Below are 22,492 nucleotides of genomic sequence, written 5' to 3'. Positions count from 1 at the left end.
CATGGCTCCTAGATTGGGGAAAACCGAGCGTTTGCATATGATGATGTCGCCTGACGAGCTTGCAGCGATCGACGAATGGTCATTCAAAAACAAGGTTCGTGGTCGGTCTGAAGCAGTTCGCGCACTTTGCAAACTTGCGCTCGGCGCCGGTTCAGATGTGGTCGAAGCCGAGATCGAGACGGCGCAGGTATCGACTGTAGCAGATGCCTTGGGCCGGGCAACATTGTCGGTGCCGGAGGCCGGCGCCATCTTCTTTGGCCTCAGTAGAAATGGCTCCTACGAGGCGGCAAAACGAGGCGATTTGCCCACGCTGAAACTAGGTCGATCAATCGTAGTCCCCGTGGCGCCAATTGCTGAGCAGTGCGGCCTGCACCATCACGCCGGAGGCGAATCCGCTCGGTTAGGTCTCCAAGATCGACTGGCGAGATGCCTAAAGGCGTGCGTCGACGCGCCGCTTGTGACAGTGCGAGATTCTGACAGCGGCCGCCCGCTAGACCTCCGTCTGGGCTCCTTCAACCGGGAATTGGCACAAACAGCGGAAGCTCTTGTCACCGAGGCGGCGCAATGACCGTCGAAATCCACGCGCACGATGTCGCCGTCTTCGCCAACGGCAGCAAGGTCGCCACGGTGACGCGGCCCGGCACCTTCATGGTGCCGTCGAAGGCAGGCCCCGTCGACCGCGCCTTCAATATCGGAGACGTCGTGCTTGTCGATGGTCGCGGCTTCGTCCTGGTGTCACCGCTGAGCTTCGCAGGCGCCACTGAGATCGCGCGCGCCGTCATCGAGAACCACTCTGGTACCGTGACCGATTCCCACTCGCTGCGCGCGTTGGCGACGGCCGTCATCGGGTTTGCCGCGCAGATGGTGGCACCGGAGCCTGCCAGGACCGCAATCGAGCCCGCCGAAGCATCGGCCGGCTGAACCCCAACCCCGAAGAGGAACGTCAGATGTCCACCGTCGCTGAACGCGTCAAGAAAATCATAGCCGAGCACCTTGGTGTCGCGCTCGACAACGTCGTCGACCAAGCCGGCATCATCGACGATCTCGGCGCGGACAGTCTCGACACGGTCGAACTCGTCATGGCGTTTGAGAAGGAGTTCGGAATTGAGGTTCCTGACGACGACTGCATGACGATCATCACCGTCGGTAACGCTGTTGCCTACATCGACAGGAAGGTCGGCTAGAGCCATGGCGTCGATCGAGATCAGCGCCGTCGAAGTGCTCGCGCTCAAAAAGCTGGCGTTGATCAACGGCGCGCTGGCCCAGAGTCTAGGCAACGCACAGGCCAAGAGAGAGCAGACCTCCTTGTTGCTCGTCCTGATGGATGTCGTCGCGCGGGCCGACCTCGCCAATCGCGTCGAGGAGATCACGCGTGCCTGAGCCCTTCAACCTCATCCGGGTCTGCGACGTCGAAACCACCGGGCTCGATGATCCCGCCGAGATGGTTGAAATCGGCTGGACCGATGTCCGCTTGTTCCCGACCGGCTGGCAGATCGAAAGCGGTCCGGAGAGCGCGATCGTCAACCCAGGGATGCCGATCAGCTTTCCGGCGATGGCGGTCCACCACATCACGGAGACCATGGCAGGGGGGGTATGGACCCTGTTGACGCCCGTCAGGCTGTCATTCGCGGAGCCGACTACCTCTGCGCCCACAATGTCGAGTTCGATAGCCGCTTCATCAAGGCTCAAGGCCTGCCCTGGATATGCACGTTCAAGGCGGCGCGCACCGCCTGGCCCGAACGAGCGGATCGATCCGATCTCTGAACTGGCTGAGAAGGTCCACCCCGACAAGATCATCACTGTCGGCATCGGCAAATGAGAGACGACAAGCGCTTCGCCGCGATCAGCGCCTCGCTACGTCGGAAGGGTTTCCGCCTACGCAGCATCAACACCGCTAGGGGCAACCCGCACGCTCCGGTGCTGATCCTGATCGAGGAGGCGACGCGGCGGGAGATCGGGAGGGTCTGATGGGCTATTTCTCCAACGGCACCGAGGGCGCGATGTACGAGGAGCAGTATTGCTCCCGCTGCCTCCACAATACGGACGGCCCAGGCTGCGCCGTGCTCGCCGCACACATGCTATTCAACTATCAGGAGTGCAACAACGAAGACAGCATCCTGCACATCCTGATCCCGCGCAGCAAGAACGGGTTGGGCAACGACCAGTGTCGGATGTTCGTCGCTACACCGAGCGCCAGCCTTGAGGCCGCAGGCCAAGGAAGGCTGCTCTGATGGCCAGCCAACACAAGCTTTGGGCCGTTTTCTGGATCGGGTTCTGCCTGATCGTCGCCGCTGCGCAACTCGGTCTGCACGACGGCTGCGTCGCGGTCTGCATCAACATCGCAACCGCTGGAGGGAACTGATGACGCCTGGCGACCGCCGCATACTCATCGGTATCATCAAGCAGCGGGAGCGTGTCGCGAAAGCCGATGCCGCGAGACGATCAGCTGAGATTCTCGTCGATTTCGATGCCCAGCTGCAGCGCGAGTTCTCGTTCGACGAAAACGAAATCTGGAGCCAGGCTGTCGAAAAGGCGAATGCCGCCGTCGCTGAAGCATCCAGACTTATCGCCGAGGAATGCAAGCGGCTTGGCATCCCTGACGATTTCGCGCCGAGCCTCAATCTGAACTGGCGGCATCAGGGCTACTATAACGGCACAAAGGACGCCCGGGCGAAGCTTCGGTTCGCCGCCGTCAACCGCGTCCAGGCCGCAGAGAAGGCGGCCAAGGCGGAGATCGAGAAGCAGTCCGTCACTCTTCAGGAAAAGGTTCTGGTAGGCGCACTCGAGAGCGGTGAGGCACAGGGGTTTCTCGCCTCGATACCGACCGTCGAACAACTCATGCCGATCATCACGATTGAGCAGGTCAAATCGCTGTCTCAAATCGCCGGTGGCGCGCAGTGATCCTCCGGTAGCACACCGAGGGGAATGCCGTCGGCATTTCGCCGGCGGTCGAAGCAAGGAGCATGGAAATGGCATCCACAATCAAGAAGGTGACCGATTGGTCGGCGCGTCGCGCCAGCGCATCGATCACGATCATCGGCAAGGGGCCGAAGGGCGACGACGTCAAGATCACTGGTGTCCCCGTCCTCGAAGCCGGCAAGAAGGGGCGAGGTCCGATCGTCACCGACAAGGCGGGCAACCGCTTCGAACTGGTTTCGAGCTGAAGGCGACCGCAATGGACATCGCGCCCTTCCTGGACAAGCCTACCGCCATCGTCGGGACGACCGGCGCTGGCAAAACCTTTGCCGCGAAGGGCGCGGTGGAGCGGCTGCTCGATCTCGGCCGCCGTGTCCTCATCATCGATCCAACTGGTGCCTGGTACGGCTTGCGCGCCGGTGCCGACGGCTCCGCTGAGGGAGGATACCAAGTCCTGATCTTTGGTGGTGATCACGCCGATATTCCGATCTCGCCTGACGCCGGTGAGGCCGTCGCCGAGGCCTTGGCGGGCCGCGACGTGCAAGCCATCATCGACACCTCGGAGATGACCGGCGGCGAGAAGACAAAGTTCCTCACCGCGTTCCTACAGAAGCTCTACGCGCTGAACAAAGCAGCGCTGCACCTCGTCGTCGACGAAGCCGATGAGATCTGCCCGCAGAATCCGATGCCGGAGGAACGCCGGCTATCCGGCGCTTTCGACAAGATCGTGAGGCGCGGCCGCATCAAGGGCTTTCGGCCGCTCATGATCACGCAGCGGCCCGCCGTGCTGCATAAGAATGTGCTGTCGCAGATCGGGACGCTGATCGCGCTGAAGCTGACATCGCCGCAGGACCGCAAGGCGATCGAGGATTGGGTGAAGGGAAACGCTGACGCCGGCCAGGCGCGTACCGTGATGTCGAGCCTGCCGACGCTAGCTCGCGGCGAGGGCTGGGTGTGGTCGCCGGCGGATGCGGTTCTCGAGCGCGTCACCTTCCCGCCGATCCGGACTTTCGATTCCAGCCGCACGCCCGATGCCGGTGAAGCCGCCGTGGCGCCGGCCCTCACAGCCGTAGACGTCGACGCGCTACGTGAAGCGATGAAAGTGGCGCCGGCGCCAGAGACGCGCCAGGCGCCTGCCAGCGGCGCCAGCAAGGCGGAGATTGAAGGCTGGGAGCAGCGTGGCTACCGGCGCGGCCTCAAAGATGGATACACACAAGGCGTTGCGGATGGGCAGGCCGAGTTGCTGGCGCGGATGAAGCGCGTCCTCAATTCGGTCCTCGACAACGAGCTGGTCGTGACATCGCCGGAGGCTGTGGCGATCCCGACACCGGCGGCCGCTTCACCCGACAAGCAACTGAAGCGCCCAGAGACAAAGCCGCCGAAAACTGAAGCGTCGATCGGCGCCGAACGCAAGCCGCTCGCCGTGCTCGTCGCCGCCTATCCGGCCGGCTACACCGAACCGCAATGGGCGAGCCTCGCCGGATTCAAGCGAACCGGCGGCACCTGGTCGACCTACAAGAGCAGGCTGCGCACCAGGTATCTGGTCGAGGAACGCGGCGGCCTCTGGTATGCGACGACGGCGGGTGTAGAGGCGATCGGCTTCGCGCCCCCTGAGATGCCGGCGACGCCTGAGGCCGGGCTGGCGATGTGGAAGTCGAAGCTGCCTGGAGTTGGGCCGATGCTCGACGTCCTTTCCCGAATGTATCCGGATGCGATCTCGCGGGAAGGCCTCGCCGCTTCGCTCGGCCTCGCTGTCGGCGGCGGTACGTTCGGAACCTACCTTTCGCGCATCCGCACCAACGGCCTCGTCGAGGAACCGCAACGCGGGTTGCTGCGCCTTTCACCGATCATCATGGGAGATCGCTGATGCACTTCCGACCGCCTCCATTCGACCGCTATCCCGGCATCCCGATGGCGAGGCGCACGATGGCGCGAGACCTCATCGAGCGCGTCGCGGCATGGCATTTCCTGACGGTTACGCATCTCGCCGGGTCGAGCAAGCGAGATCGCGTTATTGAGGCGCGCTATGACGCGATCTCCGCCGTCTATCTGAATTGCCGTATCGGCGGCCGCACCATGACACTGGCCGAGATCGGCAGGCTCTTCGGCGGCCGCGATCATTCCACGATCTGGGCGGCGTTGAAAAAGAGAGGATTGAGATGACCGACCGCCCGATTCTCTTCTCCGCCCCGATGGTTCGCGCGCTGCTCGGCGGCAGGAAGACCCAGACGCGGCGCGTTCTGGAGGCTTACACGCCCGGTATGCACCTCGATCGTGTCGGCCCAACGGGCTGGCAGTTCACCGGCCAGGGCGGTCTGCCTCGTATCCCGATGCGGCTGAAGTATGCGGCCGGCGACCGGCTCTGGGTGCGTGAGGCTTTCAAGCCGGTGCATTCAGCCGATCCGGCACTCGGCGCGCGTTATCGAGCAGATGTCGACCGAGATCAGACCATTTGGAAGCCAGGTATCCATATGCCGCGATGGGCTTCCCGTCTTACCCTGCCGGTTACTGATGTTCGCGTCCAGCGGCTGCAGGAGATCAACGACGACGACGCCATTGCCGAAGGCGTCGATCAGAACGGCGCGACAGCCGGCCACGACATCGACATCGACGGCGGTTGGTGGCCTGGCGGACCAAAGCGGCAATACCAGCGCCTGTGGAACCATCTCAACGAAGCCCGCGGATTCGGCTGGGAGATGAACCCGTGGGTCGTCGCCGTCACCTTCACCGTCGAGCGCCGCAACATCGATGAGACCGCAAGATGAAACGGCTAGCGTTCATCCTCGCCGTTCTCTCGCTTGCCGCCTGCGGAACGGCACCCGACATGTCGCGGCGTGAAGCGCGCGACATCACCGGGCTCGCTATCGCTATTGGGCCGCACCCATGAAGCTCGAAGCCGTCCTCTCCCGCCTCCGCGCCGGCGACAAGCTCCACATGCAGCTCGTCGATGGTGCCCGCGTCTGGTGGTTCGAAGGTCCGTGGGAGACGGTGCCGTCATCGGTCGCCGATCGGCTGAAGGCCGCCGGCGACATCGCTGAGCTGGGCGACAGCCTTTTCGGCATCACGGGCAATTCGCAGTCTTGGGCCATAGGGGGGGGCGTGGCTGATCGCGTAGCTTGCTCCGTTCCGCACTGCCGGCGCACGCGTCGAGCGCTGCCCGATCTCATCACCGTCGAGCGCGGTGACTACGCCGACGGTGACACCGTCACGACCGACATCGCTGAGGAATGGATCTGCGCCGATCACTGGCGCGCCATCCCACCGGCGACACGCCAGCTTCATGCTGCCGCAAAGCGGAAGGCGAAGCGCGTCAAGACGCTAATGGCGCTGCTGGTGTTCTTGCGCGTCTGGAACCGCGCGAAACGGCAGGCCATCGAGGGAGCTGCCGGGATATGACAGCCCGATGCAAGCATTGTGGTCAGCTCGTCGACGGGTTCGACGCGGAAGCCGTGATCTTCCGAGCAAAGTTCTCCCACCTGCAGGCGCGAATCTTCCGCTGCATCGCCGGAGGCAACGGGCAGTTCGTCGGTTGGCAGTTCATCGCTATGAAAGCATATGCCGACGACCCGCTGGGCGGACCAGACAATGCCGCGAACGTCATCACGGCGATGATTTTCCGCATGCGCCGAAAGCTACGCGAGCTCGGCGTGACCATAGAAGGACACAAGGGTGGCGACGGCGGCTACCGGATTTCTGTCGACAAGGAAAACGCAGCGTGAAGCCGCAGATCATCCACCGATTCACGATTCCGCTGACGCTCGCGATTGAGCATCTCGTCGGCAAGGCGGAGACCGACGGCGAAGCCTACCTCGTCACCGTCGAGGATGACGAGATCGTCATCGATATCATGGGCCCGGTAGAGCGCGAGATCATCGCGGCGCCATCGATCGAGACGCCGGCCGAGGACCCACCAGCGAAGCCGGAGCGGAAAGGCGGCCGATTGGCGGCGATCGCCGGCACGATCTGCGGCGAAGGGGCGTTCTGGAAATTCATAGCCGAGAAATACGGCACGAGGGTCGACGGCAAAGACGGCGCTGCTACCTGGTTGCGCGCGCAATGTGGGATCGCCAGCCGCACCGACCTCGATCATGAGCCTTTGAAGGCGGAAAACTTCCGCGAGATCGAGAAGTCCTACCGGCTGTGGTTGGAAGGCTACGATTGATGCCGCGCCGCCAGATCGACCTCCCCCCAACTCTCGTTCCGATCGGTCTCAGCCGTATCGAGGCCGCCGCCTTTATTGGTGTCGGCGCCTCGCTCTTCGACGAGATGGTGAAGGATGGCCGCATGCCGAAGCCGAAAGCCATCAACAGCCGTACCGTGTGGGATCGCCGCGCTGTGGAGCGCGCATTTGACTTGCTGCCCGGAGGCAGCGACGATGGAGGCGGAGAGTGGGACGTCGAGACGTGATGCCCAGGAAATTCGCGCAAAAATACATCGTCGAGGATCGCACCGATGGCGTCCTCCGGTTCTATTTTCGGCGGGGTAAAGCACCGAAGATCCCACTGCCTGGCGTCCCCGGAACCGACGAGTTCAACGAGGTCTACTACAATGCGCTGAAAGGTGAGATCGAGCCGAAGGCCAAGGATGGCCCAAAGCTTGCCGTCAAAAACACCTTCCGCTGGCTCTGCGAGCAATATTACGGTTCCGCCGAGTTCAAGCACCTCGATCTGGCAACCCAGACGGTCCGCCGCGGCATCCTCGAGCATTGTTGGAAGGAACCGATCAAGCCCGGATCAACGAAGCTTGTCGGCGACATGCCTGTGGCAGCCTTCACCGCAAAGGTGGTGCGCATGCTGCGCGACCGCAAAGCAGAGTTACCCGAGGCCGGCAACGGCCGGGTCAAGGCGATTCGCCAGGTCTTCAAATGGGCAATTGACCCCGCCGTTGATCACGCGCAGTTCAACCCGGCGCGCGACATCGCCTACTTCAAGGCCACCGGAGACGGCTTCCATTCCTGGACGATCGAGGAGGTCGAGAAGTTCGAAGAGCGTCACCCGATCGGCACCAAGGCACGCCTCGCGTTAGACCTGTTGCTCTACACGCTGCAACGCCGCAGCGACGTCGTGCTATTCGGAAAGCAGCACGTCCGCAACGGTGTGCTGAAATTTACCCAGCAGAAGAACCGCCGGCGGAAAGCTGTCACGCTGGAGATCCCGATCCATCCGAATCTTCAGTTCACGGTCGACCACAGCCCGTGCGGCGATCTCACCTATCTGGTGACCGAGTTCAAGAAGCCGTTCACCGCCAACGGCTTCGGCAACTGGTTCCGCAAGCGCTGCGATGAAGCCGGTTTGCCGCATTGCAGCGCGCACGGACTCCGTAAGGCGGGATCAAGCCGCATGGCGGACCGCGGCGCCACCGAGCATCAGATCATGTCGGTGACCGGCCACCAGACCTCGAAAGAGGTGAACCGCTACACGAAAGCGGCGCGGCAAAAGGTCATCGCAAGGACAGCCGTCAATCTGCTTGCGGATGCTGAGCAGCCGGTCGAAACGGGAACAAAAGTGTCCAGAAAATAGGGGTGGTGTGAAAAGGCTGGACAAAATGGGGAGAAAAATCGAGCAGAATCAAGGGGGCTCGAAGGTGCTGGTGCCCAGAGGCGGATTCGAACCACCGACACGCGGATTTTCAGTCCGCTGCTCTACCAACTGAGCTATCTGGGCCTGTGCCGGCTAACGGGATGCGCCTGCCGGGTTTCGCGGAGGCGCCGGCGGCGCCCCTTGAAAGCGCGTGGGTTATAGCACGGGAATCCTGCCTGTCCAGCGCCTAGGTGTTGATTTCGTCAGGAAAGAAAAATCGCCGGGAAACGGCCTGTCGCCGGCTGCGCTCACGGCTCGTCCTTGGGCGTCGGGCCCGGCTTCGGGCTGTCCTCTTCTTCCTCTTCGCCGTCGCGGACGGGGATGACATAGGCGCCTTTCAGCCAGCGATTGAGGTCGATGTCCTTGCAGCGCGCCGAACAGAATGGGTAGCGTTCGCGCGCCGAGGGTTTGCCGCATTCGGGGCAGGGCCGCCTCGGCCTCAGCGGCGTGACCTTGTCGTCCAGACTCATGAGCGCGAAGCGTGCCAGTTCTGGTGCGCCTTGAAGCCTTCGCCCGCAAGCAGGGCCACGCTCTCGTAGAGCGGCAGGCCGACCACATTGGTGTAGGAGCCGACCAGCTTGACGACGAACGAACCGGCCAGGCCCTGCACGGCATAGCCGCCGGCCTTGCCGCGCCATTCGCCCGAGGCGACATAGGCGTCGATCTCCTCGCGCGGCAGCCGCTTGAAGCGCACCCTGGTTTCCACCAGCCGCTGGCGCAACTTGCCGCCGGGCGTGATCAGGCAGATGCCGGAATAGACCCGGTGCGAGCGGCCGGAAAGCAGGCCGAGGCAGTTGATGGCGTCGTCGATCGTCTCGGCCTTGGGCAGGATGCGCCGCCCGACCGCCACCACCGTGTCGGCGGCGAGGACGAAGGCGGGTGCATAGTCCTCCTCGCTCTTCAGCGAGGCCAGCGCCTTCTCGGCCTTGTCCTTGCAAAGGCGCTTGGCCAGCGAGCGCGGATGCTCGGCGCGCAGCGGCGTCTCGTCGACATCGGCGGGCAGCACCCGGTCCGGCTCGATGCCGGCCTGCTGCAGCAATTCGATGCGGCGCGGCGAACCCGAGGCAAGCACGAGCTTCTGCAGGATGCTCATGTGAGCATTATACCGAAAAGTGTGAAGCGGTTTTCGGGCGACATCATGCTCCACTCTTTGATTTGGAGCCGGATGATTTCAGGTCGAACAGACCTGAAATCATCCGGCTCTAGCTTCGCGCCGGACTGTTACTTGAAACGGTAGGTGATGCGGCCCTTGGTCAGGTCGTAGGGCGTCATCTCGACCAGGACCTTGTCGCCGGTCAGCACACGGATGCGGTTCTTGCGCATGCGGCCGGCCGTGTGGGCGATGATTTCGTGTTCGTTTTCGAGCTTCACGCGGAACATCGCATTGGGCAGCAGTTCGGTGACCACACCTGGAAACTCGAGGACTTCTTCCTTCGGCATTCGATACCTTTGCTTGGATGGGCGTTCCGGCGCCTAGAGCATGATGCCGAAAAGTGTGAAGCGGTTTTCGGACGACATCATGCTCTACTCTTGATCTGGAGTCGGATGATTTCAGGTCGAACAGACTTGAAATCATCCGACTCCAACCGGAATTTGCGCGGAACCTATATGATAATCATCCGCTTGTGAACAAGCTTAATCCGGGGCGCTTTCAGCCCCCGGTGCCGCAAAACGTCGACTTATGCGGGTTTTCAGCCGCTCGCGCACGTCGCGATAGGCGGCCATGATGTGCTCGCGCGTGCCGCCGGTGTCGGTCGGGTCGGGCATCGGCCAGTATTCGACCTCGACGGCGAGCGATCGGGTGAGTTCGAGGGCCGCATGATGCGCTTCCGGCGCCAGCGTGACGATCAGGTCGAAATAGTCGTCTTCCAGCTCCGCCAGCGTCCTGGGCTGGCGCTCGCCGAGCGACAGGCCCTCTTCGGCAAGCACCGCGTCGACGAACGGATCGCGCTCGCCGGCGCGCACGCCGGCCGAAGCGACAAAGGTGGTGGCGGGAAGCATGCGGCGCGCCAACTGTTCCGCTATCGGCGAGCGCACGGCGTTCATGCCGCACAGGAACAGGATCGAATGCGGCAGGGCGGCCACTAGAGCATGGTCCCAAAAAGTGGGAACCGGTTCTCGGAGAAGATCATGCTCCGACAAAGAGTTAGATCAGGACGGTGTTTCAATGAAACATCATCCTGATCTAGCCTCGCCAGTGCAGCACGCAGACCAGCGTGAACAGCCGCCGCGCCGTGTCGAAGTCGATCTCGATCTTGCCGGCGAGCCGGTCCATCAGCGTCTGCGAGCCCTCATTGTGCAGACCACGCCGGCCCATGTCGATCGCTTCGATGTGGCTCGGCGTCGAGGAGCGGATGGCCTCGTAATAGCTTTCGCAGATCAGGTAGTAGTCCTTGACGATGCGCCTCAGCGGCGTCAGCGACAGGATGTGGGTGACCACCTCGGCGCCGTTCTCACGGCTGACGGCGAAGACCAGGCGCGACTCGGCCAGCGAAAGCTTCAGCCTGTACGGACCGGCGCCGTCATCATTGATCGGCCGAAACCTGTTCTCCTCGATGAGGTCGAAGATCGCCACGGCCCGCTCGTGCTCGACGTCGGGCGTCGAACGTCCGATCGATTCGTCGAGCTCGACGTCGATCAGCCTGTCGCGGATTTGGTCGTGACCGGACATCGCTACATGTTCAACCTGATCGCGACGGAGCGGGCATGGGCATCGAGGCCTTCCGCCTTGGCAAGCGCGATCGCGGCGGGCGCCAGCACCTTGAGTTGATCCGGCCCGAGCTTCAGGATCGAGGTGCGCTTGACGAAATCGAGCACGGACAGACCTGACGAGAAACGCGCCGAGCGTGCCGTCGGCAAAACGTGGTTGGAGCCGCCGACATAGTCGCCGATGACCTCCGGCGTATGGCGGCCGATGAACACGGCGCCCGCGTTGCGCATCCTGGAAAAGAAGCCCTCGGCATGGTCGAAAGCGAGCTCGACATGCTCGGCCGCGATCCTGTCGACCAGCGGCAGCGAGGCTTCCATCGTCGGCACCAGGATCACCGCTCCGAAGTCGCGCCAGCTCGCGGCCGCTGTCTCGGCGCGCGGCAGCACCTTGAGCTGGCGTTCGACCGCCTGCTCCACCGCCTTGCCGAATTCGGCGTTGTCCGTGATCAGGATCGACTGCGCCGATATGTCGTGCTCGGCCTGCGCCAGAAGGTCGGCCGCGATCCAGTCCGGATCGTTGTCGGCGTCGGCCACCACCAGCACTTCCGACGGCCCGGCGATCATGTCGATGCCGACGGTGCCGAACACCTGACGCTTGGCTGCCGCGACATAGGCATTGCCCGGACCGACGATCTTGGCGACCGGCCTGATCGTTTCGGTGCCGTAGGCAAGGGCCGCAACGGCCTGCGCGCCGCCGACGCGGTAGATTTCGGAAACGCCGGCAAGGTCGGCGGCCACCAGCACCAGCGGATTGATGACGCCGCCCGAGGCCGGCACGACGATGACGATGCGCTCGACACCGGCGACCTTGGCCGGCACGGCGTTCATCAGCACCGAGCTCGGATAGCTCGCCGTGCCGCCCGGCACGTAAAGGCCGACAGCTTCGATAGCCGTCCAGCGCGAGCCGAGCTCGACACCGGCGGCATCCGTATAGCGGTCGTCCTTGGGCTTCTGCCGCTCGTGATGCGAACGGATACGCTCACGCGCGAATTTGAGCGCCTCGACGGTCGCCGGATCGGCCGCCTCATAGGCCTTGGCGATGTCGTCCTTCGAGACGGCGATGCCGAGCGCGTTGAGATCGGCTTTGTCGAACTTCAGCGTGTAGTCTATCAACGCCTTGTCGCCTTCGGCGCGCACGCGCTCGATGATGCCGCGCACCACGGCCTCGACGTCGGCAGACACCTCGCGCTTGGTGGTGAGGAAGGCCGAAAAGCGTTGCTCGAAATCGGCGTCCTGCTGTCGGAGCGTAATCGCCATGCGCTTTTAGCCTCTGTGCACGGGTCGCGAGGTGGCTTCCCAGGAGCCGCCGACATCGGCAAGCCGTGCCTCGACGCATTCGACGTCGAGCATGATGGTGCCGCCGCCCGAAAACACCAGTTCGACGATGCCGGCCGGCTTGCTGATGGCGATGAAGCTGATCGCCAGCAGCGACAGCACCTCGGCCGGCTTGTCGCGCGCAATGCCGCTGGTCTTGGCGCCGAGTACGCGATCGAAATGCAGAACGCTCTGGCGCCGTTCATTGTGCTGGCGGAACAGGCCGGATTTCGCTTCCCAGACGAAGCGGTTCATGGTCAGCACGAAGCGCTTGGCCGCCGGCAGATATTCAAGGTCGGAGACCTTCATGACGGCGTCCTGGACATGCGCCGAAACGATGCTCAGATCCTGTTCGTCGAGCGCGATGAGCTTGAGAGCTGCCATGCCGAATGCGCACCTGGAGGTTGATAATTCAGCCCTCTGTTATGCGGTCTTTCCCGCCGGTGCAACTCGCCCGAGGCAGATGCCGGTAGGCGTCAGCCCGAAATCCGCTCGATCACCGCGCCGCAGCCGGAAAGCTTCTCTTCCAGCCGCTCGAAGCCGCGGTCGAGGTGGTAGACGCGATTGACCGTGGTCTCGCCCTCGGCGGCAAGGCCAGCGATCACCAGCGACACCGAGGCGCGCAGGTCGGTCGCCATCACGGGCGCGCCCTTGAGCTTGGCGACACCGTCGACGATCGCCGTCTGGCCGGAAAGCGTGATGTGGGCGCCCAACCGGGCGAGCTCCTGCACATGCATGAAGCGGTTCTCGAAAATCGTCTCGGTGATGCGCGACTTTCCCTTGGCCATCGTCATCAGGCCCATGAACTGCGCCTGCAGGTCTGTCGGGAAGGCGGGGAAGGGGGCGGTCGTGACGTCGACCGGCGCAATGCCGGCGCCGTTGCGCTTGACGCGGATTCCCTCATTGGTCGGCGTGATCTCCGCGCCGGTCTCGACAAGAACATCGAGCGCGGTCTGCAACAGGTCTGGACGGGCGCCGGCGAGCATCACGTCGCCGCCGGTCATGGCGACGGCCATGGCGTAGGTGCCGGTCTCGATGCGGTCGGGGATGACGCGCACGCGGGCGCCCGACAGCGCTTCGACGCCGTGGATGGTGATGGTCGAGGTGCCGGCGCCGTGGATCTTGGCGCCCATGGCGATCAGGCATTCGGCGAGATTGACGATTTCCGGCTCGCAGGCGGCGTTCTCCAGCACCGTCTCGCCCTTGGCGAGCGAGGCCGCCATCACCAGCACATGGGTAGCGCCGACCGACACCTTGGGAAACACATAGCGATTGCCGATCAGGCGGCCGTTCCTGGTCTTGGCCATGACATAGCCATTGTCGACGTCGAGCTCCGCGCCGAGAACCTGCAGCCCCTCGAGGAACAGGTCGACCGGGCGCGTGCCGATGGCGCAGCCGCCGGGCAGCGACACCTTGGCCTCGCCCATGCGGGCAAGCAACGGTCCGATCACCCAGAAGGAAGCGCGCATCTTCGAAACAAGTTCATAAGGCGCGGTGGTGTCGACGATGTTGCGGGCCGAAAAATTGATGGTGCGCGAATAGCCTTCCTGCTGCTTTTCGCGCCGGCCGTTGACCGAGTAGTCGACGCCGTGATTGCCGAGAATGCGGATCAACTGCTCGACATCGGCCAGATGCGGCACGTTTTCGAGCGTCAGCGTATCGTCGGTGAGCAGCGAGGCGATCATCAGCGGCAATGCCGCATTCTTGGCGCCCGAGATCGGAATGGTGCCGGCCAGCTCGTTGCCGCCGACAATTCTGATGCGATCCATGAGAAAACGTCCCCTCGGCCAGAACAGGCCGGTTTCAATCGGTTGATGCGCCCGGCTTAGACCATTGGCCGGCTTGGTTCAAGAAATAGGATTTTCTTGAAACCGGACCAACTGTGACCGGCCAGTATGGCTGATTTGGTCAGCCCTTGTGCATTTTTCCAGCAGCCGGCAATCCTTCGGACCTTAGATCCGCGTCGCGGGCGCGCTGCTTGTCAGTGTCGCGGGCGCGCTCCTTGTCAGCGTCGCTGGCGCGCCGCGAACGCGTCTGCGCCTTGCGCTTCTGCAGATTGGCGCGCAGCGCCTCGGCCAGCCGGTCCTTGCGCTCGCCGTCGCCCTTTTTCGGTGGATTTGCCTTGTCGTTCATCGTCTGATCCCTGGCCGGTGGTCAGCCGGCGGCGATTCCGCAATGGCTAGCATTTTAATGCGCCCATGTCATGGAAGCGGCCCGAGAGCCGGTTTCACGCCATGGATCAGCCGTGCATGCTCCCCCAAACCGCATAATTGCTGGCGGGAATTATATGCGACGCTTTGGGTTTTTCTTGGCCTTGCGCTTACCGGTTCGATATGGCAGAAGCCGCCATCGCAGGCTGCGGTAGCTCAGTGGTAGAGCACTCCCTTGGTAAGGGAGAGGTCGAGAGTTCAATCCTCTCTCGCAGCACCAGCTTTCCAGAACATCGAAGTGAGCCTGTCAGGCGATTGCGCCGGCTCAGTTAGTGACGTGCGACAACCGCAGACCGGCCTCGTCCGATGCCTCGGCCATGCCTTCCTCCGCGAAGCGGAACATGTCCTCGAAATCCAGCTCACGCTCGAAAATGACGCCGCCGACACTGATCGCAAGCACGTCCTTGTCGCCTTTCGGCGCGAAATAGATCTCGCCGACCGTGCCGCGAATGCGCTCGCCAACGTCCTTGGCGTCCTCTTCGCTCGCGCCCGGAAGGAAGACGCCGAACATCGAGGTTCCGATCCGGCCGATCAGATCGTCCTTGCGCACCGCGGCTCGGATGGCCGATGCAATCAGCCGCAAGGCCTCGTCTCCCCATTCGAGACCGAAGCGCAGGTTGATCGACGTCAGATGTTGCGGATGGATGACCAGAAAGGCGCCCGAGCGCGGGCCCACCGGTCTCGCCGCCCTCCTGTCGACCATCGAGGTGAACACCTTGCCGTTCAGGCAGCCGGTCAACTGGTCATAGGTGCCGGACCTGGTGAGTTCCTGCCGGTAGCGGCGCATCTCGATCTGTTGCCAGCCGGTGAGGGCAAACAACGGCAGACCGATGACGATCGGCACGACGATTGCCGTAACGGCCCCGCGGCCGAATGGTGTGAGGCTGTCGCTGAAAAGCAGCAGGTAGTTCAACCCGAGCGAAAGCGCGACGCAGGCGGCAGTGCCAAGCACGGCCAGCAAGATGAGGTGCTTCCACGTTTGAACCGGCGCGGTCGGTGTTTTCGTGGTCAAGTGCCAATCTCCTGTTCGACGCATCGTTTACAGGAGGCCGGTTACGATTTCGGTGTGAGGAAAGCGTACAATTTGATGCAAGTCGGCATCTTCTCCATGGCAAGCGCTGAATCCGGCGCGCCAGCGGCCGCGGCCCGCGGCCGATGACCGGCCCGGTCGTCGGCCCAGGTTTTTAGAATTGCTGAACCGCTCTGACCATTCTGCTTTCACGCAAGTCCGCGAGGAGAACTGGCCACTGACTTTCCCGCTGTCGCGTTATTGCGGTGGGCCGAAAATGCCCATCCGGGCGTTTCTCGCCACCACCTCCGCCTTGCCGTAAATGCCGGTCGGAGCGGCCATCGCCCAGCCGTTGGAAACCAGCCAGGCGCCGACATCCTGCTTGCCAAGCGCGCAGGGCGCCGCGATGGCGAAGCGGTCGGCATCCGGCGGCAGAAGGCATTTGAGCGCCCGGCCGCGGAGCCAGGTGTTGAAGGCGGCCCGCGCCCGCTGGCCGCAGGGCCAGGTGGTGTCGTCGAATGTGCAGGTCCTGTGCGGATCTATGTCGACCGTCCCGCTGATGGCGACCGTGCGTCCCATGGCTTCGAAGACCGCCGAGGAGATCGCGACCGGACCGAAAAGCAGGGTCTCGCGCCAATCCCGCGGCATCGGCGTCTTTGGTCGCGGCGCAAGCCCGAGTTCGCCAAGCGGAGGACGCGGTTCGATGCGCTCGATCCGCGATGGGTCGAGCGGCGGCGGCGCAATGAGATCTTTGGCGATCTTGCGCGCCGGCTGGCCCGGCCGCGCGTCATGGATCGGGGCATGGGAGGCCGCCTTCAGGTCACCGGCGCCCTGAGCCGATGCGATCGAGGCGGGCGGCAGCCGGCGCCCGCCTTCGACGATCAGCGCCATGCCTGCGAGCAGCCCGAGACCGCCGAGCGCGGACGCCAGCAGCGGGCGGCCGGGCGGATTCGCCTGGCTCACGCGCGGAACCCCGCGGGGTCGCGGCGGCTGTCGATGATGCCGCCCAAGCCCAACCCGTTAGCTCCTGTCGACACGGCGCCACCCCCGTTGAACCGGATCATACATTAGACACGAGCTACAATCCTTGAAAAGCAAGGCGTTGCGTTAAGTGTCGCGCAACCAATGCGGCCTAGAATCGGTGATCGGATGTCGAGGGGATGACACGATGCGCAAGCCGATACTGCTTTTTGCCTTTCCGGCCCTGGTGCTGCTTCTGCTGGCGGCGGAGCGAATCGCGGCGCTCCTGCTAGGCTTCTATCCGGCCAGCCCCGCTGCGTGGCATGCGTGGCTAGAGCTGCGCCCGTTCTCGACCATGTTCTGGCAGCAGATAAATCTCTATCTTGGCGGGTCGATGGCCCTTGACGCTGCCATCATCGTCTTTGCGACGGGCGGATGCTGGATGGCCAGCCGCTCAAAATGGTCCGCCGGCTTCTTCCTCGCCAACCATGCAGCCATGCTGTTCGCCGGTCTGATGATCGCGCTGAGCAGCCATGCTGAAACGGCGAGCACGATTGCCGCCTTCACGACGCCGCGCGGCTGGCGGTACTCGTTGATGGTCGACCTCAGCCTGCAGAACTGCCTCGTGTTGTGCCTCGGCCTGGCGGCCTGCGCTTATTGTCACGCCGCATTCTTGAGCGAGAAGAGGTTGCGCAGCGAAACCCGCTCGGTCCGTATGCTTGCGCTGCAGCGCGATCTGTAACCGGCCGGCTCAGTTGATCTTCTTGTAATAGACCTTGCCGTCGGGCTGCTGGATGCGCTGGTAGGACGGGTTAGGCCCCGGAGGCGCGACCTTCCGCTTGAACGAGGGCCGTGCGTCGGCGGCATCGGCACCGCTTTCGTCAGCCGAGGAAGCATCCGCCACCGTGGTGTTGTCGAGTAAGGCCGGCTCCGGCGCGCCAGGCGCTGGCTCGCTGGCGGCGACGGGCTGGCCTTGCTCCAGCTTGGCGATATTGCCGTTGATCTGGCCGAAATTCGTCTGCAACTGACGGTCCAGCGTCTCGAACCGGCTCTGGAAACCGTTGTTGACGGTGTCGATGCGGGCGCCGATCCGCTGCTCGAACTGGCCGAGCTGTTCCAGCCGCGCCTCCATCGTCTTGAGGTCGCTGACGCCGCGATAGAGATAAACGGCGGCCGTCACGTTGACGAAGGTGACGAGCGCGGCGCCCACCGCGAGGACACCGATCAGTCTGGCCCGGCTGGGCTTTCCCGGAGCGGCTTCCCGGTGACCGAGTTCGATTGCCGGAACGTCCGGCTCGCTGATCATCGTCATTCAACCACCACCTTTGCGCCCACCGCGACGCGCTTGAAGAGATCGATCACATCGGTGTTCGTCAGCCGGAAGCATCCGGATGTGCCGTCGAAACCGACGCCCTTGGGATCGTTGGTGCCATGGATGCGATAGAGCGTGTCGCGCCCGTCGCGCGACAGATAAAGCGCCCTGGCGCCAAGCGGATTGTAGGGACCGGCCGGCACCATCGCCGGCAGTTCCGGCTGGCGCACGCGCATTTCCTTGGGCGGACGCCATTGCGGCCATTCGGTCTTCGAAGCAACCTTCACCGTTCCGGTCCAGCCGAAGCCGTCACGGCCGACGCTGATCTGGTAGCGCAGCGCCTGGCCCTGGCCCGTCACCAGATAGAGCGCCTTCTCTTGTCTGCGGATGACGATCGTGCCCGGCTGCTCACGGGTCTCAAAGGCGACCGCCTTGCGCAGGCTGGGGCCCATGGCCGGCAGCGGCGGCAGGCCCGATCCGGCTTGCGTCAAACCGCAAGCCGACATCGACACGATGCCGATCAGGCAGGCAGCCGCGAGGCGCGCCGTTATCCGCCGCGTCGAGCTAGCGCTGGGCATTGTCCAGCCGCTCCTTGAACATGCGTTTGAGGTCCTTGTTGAAGCGCGCGCGCCCATCCACTTCGGAAGGCAGGATGGCGCGGTTCAGCGCATCGGCCAAAAGCGCGTTGTCCAGCGCCAGCGACTTGATGTGCGGCGCCTTGAAGATCTTCTCCAGCTCGCTGCGCGAGAAGTGGTTGCCGAACCATTTGCGCTTGTGCTTGTTGGCGACCAGCGTGACGCTGACCTTGTTGCCGCGCAATTCGCGGATCTTCTTGTAGAGCCGCTTGCCTTGCCGCAGCGAGGCGACGTTGAGCTCGAACACGATGAAGATCTCGTCGCTCGTGCGCAGCACCGAATCGTGCCACGGCGTCTCGATATTGGGCAGGTCGATGACGATGTCGTCGAAGCGGTAGGCAACGAGGTCGAGCAGCCGGAAGACGAAGTCGGAACCGTGCGGCTCGAACGGCAGCTGCGGCCGCTCCAAGGAGTAGAGCGTCAGGCCGGACGGCCGCGACAATTTGATGACATCCATGAGCTCGACGTCGAGCCGGTCTGGCTGGCCGATGATGCCGGAGAGATCGAACTGGTTGAACTGGTTGAGGTAGGCGCCGCAATTGGCGCTCTGGAAGTCGAGGTCGACGAGGCAGATCGAAGCCGCGCGCTCGGCCGATTTCGAGGCAAGGTGCTCGGCTGCCGAGATCGCCAGCGTGGTGGCGCCGGCGCCGCCGCTGGCGGCGATGAAGGTGATGATGCGGCTCTTGGTGCCCTGGCTGCCGGTGTCGTGGAAGGTGACGGCGTTGAGCAGCTCCTTGGCGTCGAGCGGCTTGTGCAGCCAGTCCGACGCGTTCATGCGCACCAGGACCCGCGTCTGCTCGGAGGTGAGCTCGTCGGAGATCGCAATCAGTGGCACCGAGGCCCAGGCCGCGCGCGCCTCGACGATCCCCGGATTGCCGAGCAGCTCGCCATTGCCGAGATCGAGGATGATGATGCCGGGCCGGCTGTCGACAGGCGGCCCTTTGAGGAACTCCGCCGCGTCCAAGACCTTGACGTCATAGATCGCCAGCGCGTCGAGCCGCGTGGTGACGTCGCGCTTGAAATTCGCATCGCCGGAAAACAGCGCCACCTGTTTTCGTTTGGTCGGGAGGACTCTGGTGTCGATGGCGTTCATGATGGCGCGCTCGTTTTCAAGTCTTCGCCCGTGACCGTGCTCAGCATGGAGGGCATGTTGATATTTCCGAAGCCCATCAGTCCACTCAGGAAGAAGAACTGGAAAGTCCGGTTTTGCAATTCGACTGTAATGGTGGGCACAGGGCCGTTGAGCCTGGTCTGGAATCCAAGTCCGGTTGCCGAGTAGGTTATGACGATGTTGGTTCTCAGGAGGCCGGGAAAGAAATGGCACATGCCGGGCCTTTGGGTCCCCGTGAGGGCAGGGCAGGCATCGTCGTTGGTGACGGCTGTGTCGCCTCTGAAGATACGGCTGAAGGCGTTGGAGGCATTGGTGTCGAAATTGGTGGATGTGCCGTTCTTGTCTTTGCAGGCTCCGGTGTTGCCGGTGTATTGGCAGATAAACAAATAGGCATCGGCAGGGACCGGCGCCCCCGGCACATCGCTTGGCGCCGCGTTGGCAAGCGTGGTTTTCGACACCACGGGATCGGATATCGAGGCCAGCCTTGCGCCGACCTGGACGGCCTTGGTCGCGCCGTTCCATTGATAGAGGGCGTAGCCGAAATCGACGAAGCCGAGCGTCAGCGCGAACAGCAAAGGCGCGACAATGGTCATCTCGACCATGGCCGCGCCCTGCTCTGATTTTGCGAACAGTCTCATCATCGTCAGAACCGGATCAACCGCTCCTCATGGAAGCCGGTAAGCGTGATCGGGCCGATGTTGAGGAGCGCGAGCATGCCGACGCCGCTATACGCATAGGTGCCATCCGCCCGGACGCTGCACACTTGCGGAGTCACCGACCGGTATTGGGTGACGCCGGAGACGACTGCGTCGTGGCAGTTGGTGCCGATGGTCACAGTCACGTTTGGCGTCTGCGCATTCCAGCCGGAAATACGCGCGGTGCCGGTTCCCTTCGTGTTGCCGAACACCGCTACGTTGGAAGCAACGTTGGCGCAATTGATCGTCAGGCCGGCATCGGTATAAAGCTGACTGTTGCAGCGAGCCGCAAAACGCGCCGCGTCGGTCAGTCCGGCCTCCATCAGCAGCCTGTCGTGAATGAGATTGCCGAACTCAAATACGCCGGCCGACAGGAATAGCATCAGCGGCGCGACGAGGGTCATCTCGACGAGCGCTGCGCCACGCTGATCTTGGCGGAATTTTCTCACATGACGTGCGATGACTCGAAACATTGACGTCACCTGTAGAGCTGCGCTTCGTCGCGCAGATAGTTGTCCAGCGTGCCGCGTCCGCCTTTACCCGTGATGTCGACCAGTTCGACATAGATGTTCTTGCCGTCCTTGATCGGCTCGGTGATGAAGAAACTGCCGAAGCGCCTGACCGGAACCGTCGCTCGGCCCTTGAAACTCACGCCGTTTGCCTGGAGCGCATTGCAGTCCAGGATCGCGCCGTAGAGCAAGCGGCGGTCTGTGGTGGTAATCGGTGTGCCTGCCGCTGCCGGAGGGATGCCCTGTTCGCCGCCGACCGAGGCGTCGCCGACAATGCTGTCGGACGTGTTGCCATCGCCATTAGGATCGATCTCGTAACGATAGGTCTCGTAGCGCGTCGGAAGGTCGGCGCCGGTGCCCGACAGGGCTGACGGAACGGCACGCGTAGGATGGTTGGCGGCCCAATAGCGGGCGAAATTCCAGTCGCCGGCGCCCATCCGGCCACCCATCATCGTGCAACTGCCGGCGATCTGGCACGAATCTCGTTCAAGGCCGATGCCCTTGGTGGGATCCGTTTGGTAGTCGACTTTGTTGTCCGCAACGTACTGGTCCCAGTTTATTGCGCCCTTGCGCACGTTGACCGCGGGTCCGTCCGAATAATTAGAAGAGTTGATGCCGAACCGGGAGTTGATTCCGTTCTGCACGGGACCGGAGTTCTGTCCCGGCTCTGTTTGGACGCCATCGCGCGAATAGCAGTTCTGTGGTTTGGAGTCCGCGAGCATCTTTTCAAGCTCGTTGGCGCCGTTTCCAAATGGTGAGGACAAGAAAGCGAAATTGCCCGGGGCGTACGATCCGTCACCGCGCAGCACGATTTGCCGTCGACGATATTGCCTGCTTTGCGCTGCCTGCTCCAGTGTCACGCCCCCGGTGATACTGGTATCTTCGTACGGATTGCACATGAACACCGGCGTGTATTCGCAAACGCTCGACGTGAAGCCGGCCACTGCGGTAGCGCCGACGTTGAAATTGTTGCTGGCGGAGTTTCCGGTAAGAAATGAGGCTGGAAAGATAGCGGCGAATCCCTTTGGCGTGACCGTCACTTGAACAAACCGGGTCTCCAATTCGCCAACTGCGGGGTCGGTGTTGGCGTAGTTGGCTGTTGTTATGGCGACGTTGTCATCGGGAAGGCTCTTCAGGAAACACCAGGAGATGTTTCCCGAACTATTGCACCGCTGAGTTCCGCCCGGCTGTCCCGAGGTCAGGGGATTTCGGCCGGATGTTGAGAAGTTGCTTTCATTGCTGACGAGCGTCGCCATGGCCCGTTCTGCACGACCCCAGGCGCCGCTCGTACCGTCCAGCTCGGCCGCGCCAGCAAGCGCAAACGCATCGGTCCCCTTCTGCAAGTCATTATGCAGATTGTTCGCTCGGCTCATGTCGATGACCAGCAGCGAAAAACCGATAATTGCCGGCAGCATGATGCTGACGAGGACGAGCGCCATGCCGCGCTGATCGCGCCAGAATCTGCGTATGGTCCCCAACATGACCTTGCTCTCTTTCGTCCTGCGCCGGCCTTCGTCGCCCGGCGCGACCCGT

Annotated in this window: 36 protein-coding genes and 2 tRNA genes; 20 read left to right on the top strand and 18 right to left on the bottom strand. The window is 63.1% G+C overall.

Annotated features, from left to right (window positions below):
* The first annotated feature begins 1 nt into the window (after position 1).
* The 18 genes from FJ957_RS31935 (at position 2) to FJ957_RS25715 (ending at position 8,435) form a co-directional block, all read left to right on the top strand.
* Complete coding sequence (locus FJ957_RS31935) at positions 2 to 568, top strand: hypothetical protein (RefSeq protein ID WP_181180711.1); 567 nt, start codon at positions 2 to 4, stop codon at positions 566 to 568.
* On the top strand, positions 565 to 921 hold the full coding sequence (locus FJ957_RS25785; protein WP_140835613.1) for a hypothetical protein: 357 nt from the start codon (positions 565 to 567) through the stop codon (positions 919 to 921). Before FJ957_RS31935 ends, FJ957_RS25785 begins: the two co-directional genes overlap by 4 nt.
* 26 nt (positions 922 to 947) lie before the next feature.
* Positions 948 to 1,184, top strand: coding sequence for an acyl carrier protein (locus tag FJ957_RS25780; RefSeq protein ID WP_140835612.1), 237 nt, complete (start codon positions 948 to 950; stop codon positions 1,182 to 1,184).
* A 4-nt stretch (positions 1,185 to 1,188) separates the two neighbouring features.
* Positions 1,189 to 1,380 carry a hypothetical protein gene (locus tag FJ957_RS25775; RefSeq protein ID WP_140835611.1) on the top strand — a complete coding sequence of 64 codons (192 nt, stop codon included), beginning with the start codon at positions 1,189 to 1,191 and terminating at the stop codon, positions 1,378 to 1,380.
* Positions 1,373 to 1,819 carry a hypothetical protein gene (locus FJ957_RS25770; RefSeq protein ID WP_140835610.1) on the top strand — a complete coding sequence of 149 codons (447 nt, stop codon included), beginning with the start codon at positions 1,373 to 1,375 and terminating at the stop codon, positions 1,817 to 1,819. Before FJ957_RS25775 ends, FJ957_RS25770 begins: the two co-directional genes overlap by 8 nt.
* A complete protein-coding gene (locus tag FJ957_RS31930; RefSeq protein ID WP_181180710.1) occupies positions 1,816 to 1,968 on the top strand; it encodes a hypothetical protein in 153 nt (50 codons plus the stop codon). The genes FJ957_RS25770 and FJ957_RS31930 overlap by 4 nt, the downstream gene beginning before the upstream one ends.
* Positions 1,968 to 2,231, top strand: a complete 264-nt coding sequence (locus FJ957_RS25765; RefSeq protein WP_140835609.1) for a hypothetical protein — start codon at positions 1,968 to 1,970, stop codon at positions 2,229 to 2,231. Before FJ957_RS31930 ends, FJ957_RS25765 begins: the two co-directional genes overlap by 1 nt.
* Positions 2,231 to 2,362: a hypothetical protein gene (locus tag FJ957_RS32490; RefSeq protein WP_281407696.1), complete on the top strand. Its 132-nt coding sequence runs from the start codon at positions 2,231 to 2,233 to the stop codon at positions 2,360 to 2,362. The genes FJ957_RS25765 and FJ957_RS32490 overlap by 1 nt, the downstream gene beginning before the upstream one ends.
* A complete protein-coding gene (locus FJ957_RS25760) occupies positions 2,362 to 2,901 on the top strand; it encodes a hypothetical protein (protein ID WP_140835608.1) in 540 nt (179 codons plus the stop codon). Before FJ957_RS32490 ends, FJ957_RS25760 begins: the two co-directional genes overlap by 1 nt.
* A gap of 68 nt (positions 2,902 to 2,969) precedes the next feature.
* The gene (locus FJ957_RS25755) at positions 2,970 to 3,164 is read left to right on the top strand and encodes a hypothetical protein (RefSeq protein WP_140835607.1); all 195 of its coding nucleotides are present in this window, start codon (positions 2,970 to 2,972) and stop codon (positions 3,162 to 3,164) included.
* Positions 3,165 to 3,175: 11 nt separating this feature from the next.
* On the top strand, positions 3,176 to 4,783 hold the full coding sequence (locus FJ957_RS25750) for a DUF87 domain-containing protein (RefSeq protein WP_140835606.1): 1,608 nt from the start codon (positions 3,176 to 3,178) through the stop codon (positions 4,781 to 4,783).
* Entirely contained in the window at positions 4,783 to 5,079 is a 297-nt protein-coding gene (locus FJ957_RS25745; protein WP_140835605.1) for a helix-turn-helix domain-containing protein, read from the top strand. Before FJ957_RS25750 ends, FJ957_RS25745 begins: the two co-directional genes overlap by 1 nt.
* Positions 5,076 to 5,681, top strand: a complete 606-nt coding sequence (locus FJ957_RS25740) for a hypothetical protein (protein ID WP_140835604.1) — start codon at positions 5,076 to 5,078, stop codon at positions 5,679 to 5,681. Before FJ957_RS25745 ends, FJ957_RS25740 begins: the two co-directional genes overlap by 4 nt.
* 118 nt (positions 5,682 to 5,799) lie before the next feature.
* Entirely contained in the window at positions 5,800 to 6,312 is a 513-nt protein-coding gene (locus tag FJ957_RS25735) for a hypothetical protein (RefSeq protein WP_140835603.1), read from the top strand.
* Entirely contained in the window at positions 6,309 to 6,635 is a 327-nt protein-coding gene (locus tag FJ957_RS25730) for a hypothetical protein (protein ID WP_140835602.1), read from the top strand. The genes FJ957_RS25735 and FJ957_RS25730 overlap by 4 nt, the downstream gene beginning before the upstream one ends.
* Positions 6,632 to 7,078, top strand: a complete 447-nt coding sequence (locus FJ957_RS25725; RefSeq protein ID WP_140835601.1) for a hypothetical protein — start codon at positions 6,632 to 6,634, stop codon at positions 7,076 to 7,078. Before FJ957_RS25730 ends, FJ957_RS25725 begins: the two co-directional genes overlap by 4 nt.
* Positions 7,078 to 7,323: a hypothetical protein gene (locus tag FJ957_RS25720; protein WP_140835600.1), complete on the top strand. Its 246-nt coding sequence runs from the start codon at positions 7,078 to 7,080 to the stop codon at positions 7,321 to 7,323. Before FJ957_RS25725 ends, FJ957_RS25720 begins: the two co-directional genes overlap by 1 nt.
* On the top strand, positions 7,323 to 8,435 hold the full coding sequence (locus FJ957_RS25715) for a tyrosine-type recombinase/integrase (protein ID WP_140835599.1): 1,113 nt from the start codon (positions 7,323 to 7,325) through the stop codon (positions 8,433 to 8,435). The genes FJ957_RS25720 and FJ957_RS25715 overlap by 1 nt, the downstream gene beginning before the upstream one ends.
* A 68-nt stretch (positions 8,436 to 8,503) precedes the next feature.
* Here the strand turns inward: FJ957_RS25715 and FJ957_RS25710 are convergent.
* From FJ957_RS25710 to FJ957_RS25665, 10 genes are all read right to left on the bottom strand, one after another.
* Positions 8,504 to 8,579, bottom strand: a tRNA-Phe gene (locus FJ957_RS25710).
* Positions 8,580 to 8,743: 164 nt separating this feature from the next.
* The gene (gene yacG, locus FJ957_RS25705; RefSeq protein ID WP_140835598.1) at positions 8,744 to 8,965 is read right to left on the bottom strand and encodes a DNA gyrase inhibitor YacG; all 222 of its coding nucleotides are present in this window, start codon (positions 8,963 to 8,965) and stop codon (positions 8,744 to 8,746) included.
* Complete coding sequence (locus FJ957_RS25700) at positions 8,962 to 9,588, bottom strand: Maf-like protein (RefSeq protein WP_140835597.1); 627 nt, start codon at positions 9,586 to 9,588, stop codon at positions 8,962 to 8,964. Before FJ957_RS25700 ends, yacG begins: the two co-directional genes overlap by 4 nt.
* Before the next feature lie 128 nt (positions 9,589 to 9,716).
* The gene (infA, locus tag FJ957_RS25695) at positions 9,717 to 9,935 is read right to left on the bottom strand and encodes a translation initiation factor IF-1 (RefSeq protein WP_006200926.1); all 219 of its coding nucleotides are present in this window, start codon (positions 9,933 to 9,935) and stop codon (positions 9,717 to 9,719) included.
* Between the two features lie 195 nt (positions 9,936 to 10,130).
* Entirely contained in the window at positions 10,131 to 10,580 is a 450-nt protein-coding gene (locus tag FJ957_RS25690) for a low molecular weight phosphatase family protein (RefSeq protein WP_140835596.1), read from the bottom strand.
* Positions 10,581 to 10,680: 100 nt separating this feature from the next.
* Positions 10,681 to 11,166 carry a UPF0262 family protein gene (locus FJ957_RS25685; protein WP_140648026.1) on the bottom strand — a complete coding sequence of 162 codons (486 nt, stop codon included), beginning with the start codon at positions 11,164 to 11,166 and terminating at the stop codon, positions 10,681 to 10,683.
* Positions 11,167 to 11,168: 2 nt separating this feature from the next.
* Entirely contained in the window at positions 11,169 to 12,461 is a 1,293-nt protein-coding gene (gene hisD, locus FJ957_RS25680; RefSeq protein WP_140835595.1) for a histidinol dehydrogenase, read from the bottom strand.
* A gap of 6 nt (positions 12,462 to 12,467) precedes the next feature.
* Positions 12,468 to 12,902: a DUF2948 family protein gene (locus FJ957_RS25675; RefSeq protein ID WP_140835594.1), complete on the bottom strand. Its 435-nt coding sequence runs from the start codon at positions 12,900 to 12,902 to the stop codon at positions 12,468 to 12,470.
* 92 nt (positions 12,903 to 12,994) lie between these two features.
* Positions 12,995 to 14,287: a UDP-N-acetylglucosamine 1-carboxyvinyltransferase gene (murA, locus tag FJ957_RS25670; protein WP_140835593.1), complete on the bottom strand. Its 1,293-nt coding sequence runs from the start codon at positions 14,285 to 14,287 to the stop codon at positions 12,995 to 12,997.
* A 139-nt stretch (positions 14,288 to 14,426) separates the two neighbouring features.
* Entirely contained in the window at positions 14,427 to 14,651 is a 225-nt protein-coding gene (locus FJ957_RS25665; protein ID WP_140835592.1) for a hypothetical protein, read from the bottom strand.
* Between the two features lie 222 nt (positions 14,652 to 14,873).
* On the opposite strand from FJ957_RS25665, the gene FJ957_RS25660 reads away from it, so the two are divergent.
* Positions 14,874 to 14,948, top strand: a tRNA-Thr gene (locus FJ957_RS25660).
* Between the two features lie 45 nt (positions 14,949 to 14,993).
* Here the strand turns inward: FJ957_RS25660 and FJ957_RS25655 are convergent.
* Together FJ957_RS25655 and FJ957_RS25650 are read right to left on the bottom strand one after the other, a co-directional pair.
* Entirely contained in the window at positions 14,994 to 15,740 is a 747-nt protein-coding gene (locus FJ957_RS25655; protein WP_246674359.1) for a GGDEF domain-containing protein, read from the bottom strand.
* A gap of 255 nt (positions 15,741 to 15,995) precedes the next feature.
* Entirely contained in the window at positions 15,996 to 16,700 is a 705-nt protein-coding gene (locus tag FJ957_RS25650) for a thermonuclease family protein (RefSeq protein WP_246685963.1), read from the bottom strand.
* Positions 16,701 to 16,848: 148 nt separating this feature from the next.
* Between FJ957_RS25650 and FJ957_RS25645 the strand changes: the two genes are divergently transcribed.
* Positions 16,849 to 17,439 (top strand): hypothetical protein, encoded by a 591-nt coding sequence (locus FJ957_RS25645; protein WP_246685962.1) that lies wholly within the window; start codon positions 16,849 to 16,851, stop codon positions 17,437 to 17,439.
* 9 nt (positions 17,440 to 17,448) lie between these two features.
* Here FJ957_RS25645 and FJ957_RS25640 read toward each other — a convergent pair whose 3' ends face one another.
* Genes FJ957_RS25640 through FJ957_RS25615 form a run of 6 tightly spaced genes read right to left on the bottom strand, consistent with a single transcriptional unit; the run spans position 17,449 to position 22,440 of the window.
* Positions 17,449 to 18,009, bottom strand: coding sequence for a hypothetical protein (locus FJ957_RS25640; protein WP_140835590.1), 561 nt, complete (start codon positions 18,007 to 18,009; stop codon positions 17,449 to 17,451).
* Positions 18,006 to 18,587, bottom strand: coding sequence for a L,D-transpeptidase (locus FJ957_RS25635; protein ID WP_140835589.1), 582 nt, complete (start codon positions 18,585 to 18,587; stop codon positions 18,006 to 18,008). The genes FJ957_RS25640 and FJ957_RS25635 overlap by 4 nt, the downstream gene beginning before the upstream one ends.
* On the bottom strand, positions 18,574 to 19,737 hold the full coding sequence (locus FJ957_RS25630; protein ID WP_140835588.1) for an AAA family ATPase: 1,164 nt from the start codon (positions 19,735 to 19,737) through the stop codon (positions 18,574 to 18,576). The genes FJ957_RS25635 and FJ957_RS25630 overlap by 14 nt, the downstream gene beginning before the upstream one ends.
* Positions 19,734 to 20,396, bottom strand: a complete 663-nt coding sequence (locus tag FJ957_RS25625; protein ID WP_140835587.1) for a TadE/TadG family type IV pilus assembly protein — start codon at positions 20,394 to 20,396, stop codon at positions 19,734 to 19,736. Before FJ957_RS25625 ends, FJ957_RS25630 begins: the two co-directional genes overlap by 4 nt.
* Positions 20,397 to 20,398: 2 nt before the next feature.
* Positions 20,399 to 20,923 carry a TadE/TadG family type IV pilus assembly protein gene (locus tag FJ957_RS25620; RefSeq protein ID WP_140835586.1) on the bottom strand — a complete coding sequence of 175 codons (525 nt, stop codon included), beginning with the start codon at positions 20,921 to 20,923 and terminating at the stop codon, positions 20,399 to 20,401.
* Between the two features lie 5 nt (positions 20,924 to 20,928).
* Complete coding sequence (locus tag FJ957_RS25615; protein ID WP_140835585.1) at positions 20,929 to 22,440, bottom strand: TadE/TadG family type IV pilus assembly protein; 1,512 nt, start codon at positions 22,438 to 22,440, stop codon at positions 20,929 to 20,931.
* Positions 22,441 to 22,492 lie beyond the last annotated feature (52 nt).

The sequence above is a fragment of the Mesorhizobium sp. B2-4-6 genome, assembly GCF_006442775.1.
GTDB lineage: Bacteria > Pseudomonadota > Alphaproteobacteria > Rhizobiales > Rhizobiaceae > Mesorhizobium.
The sequence above is the reverse complement of the archived record's forward strand: the minus strand, read 5'-3'. Positions and strand labels throughout refer to the sequence as shown.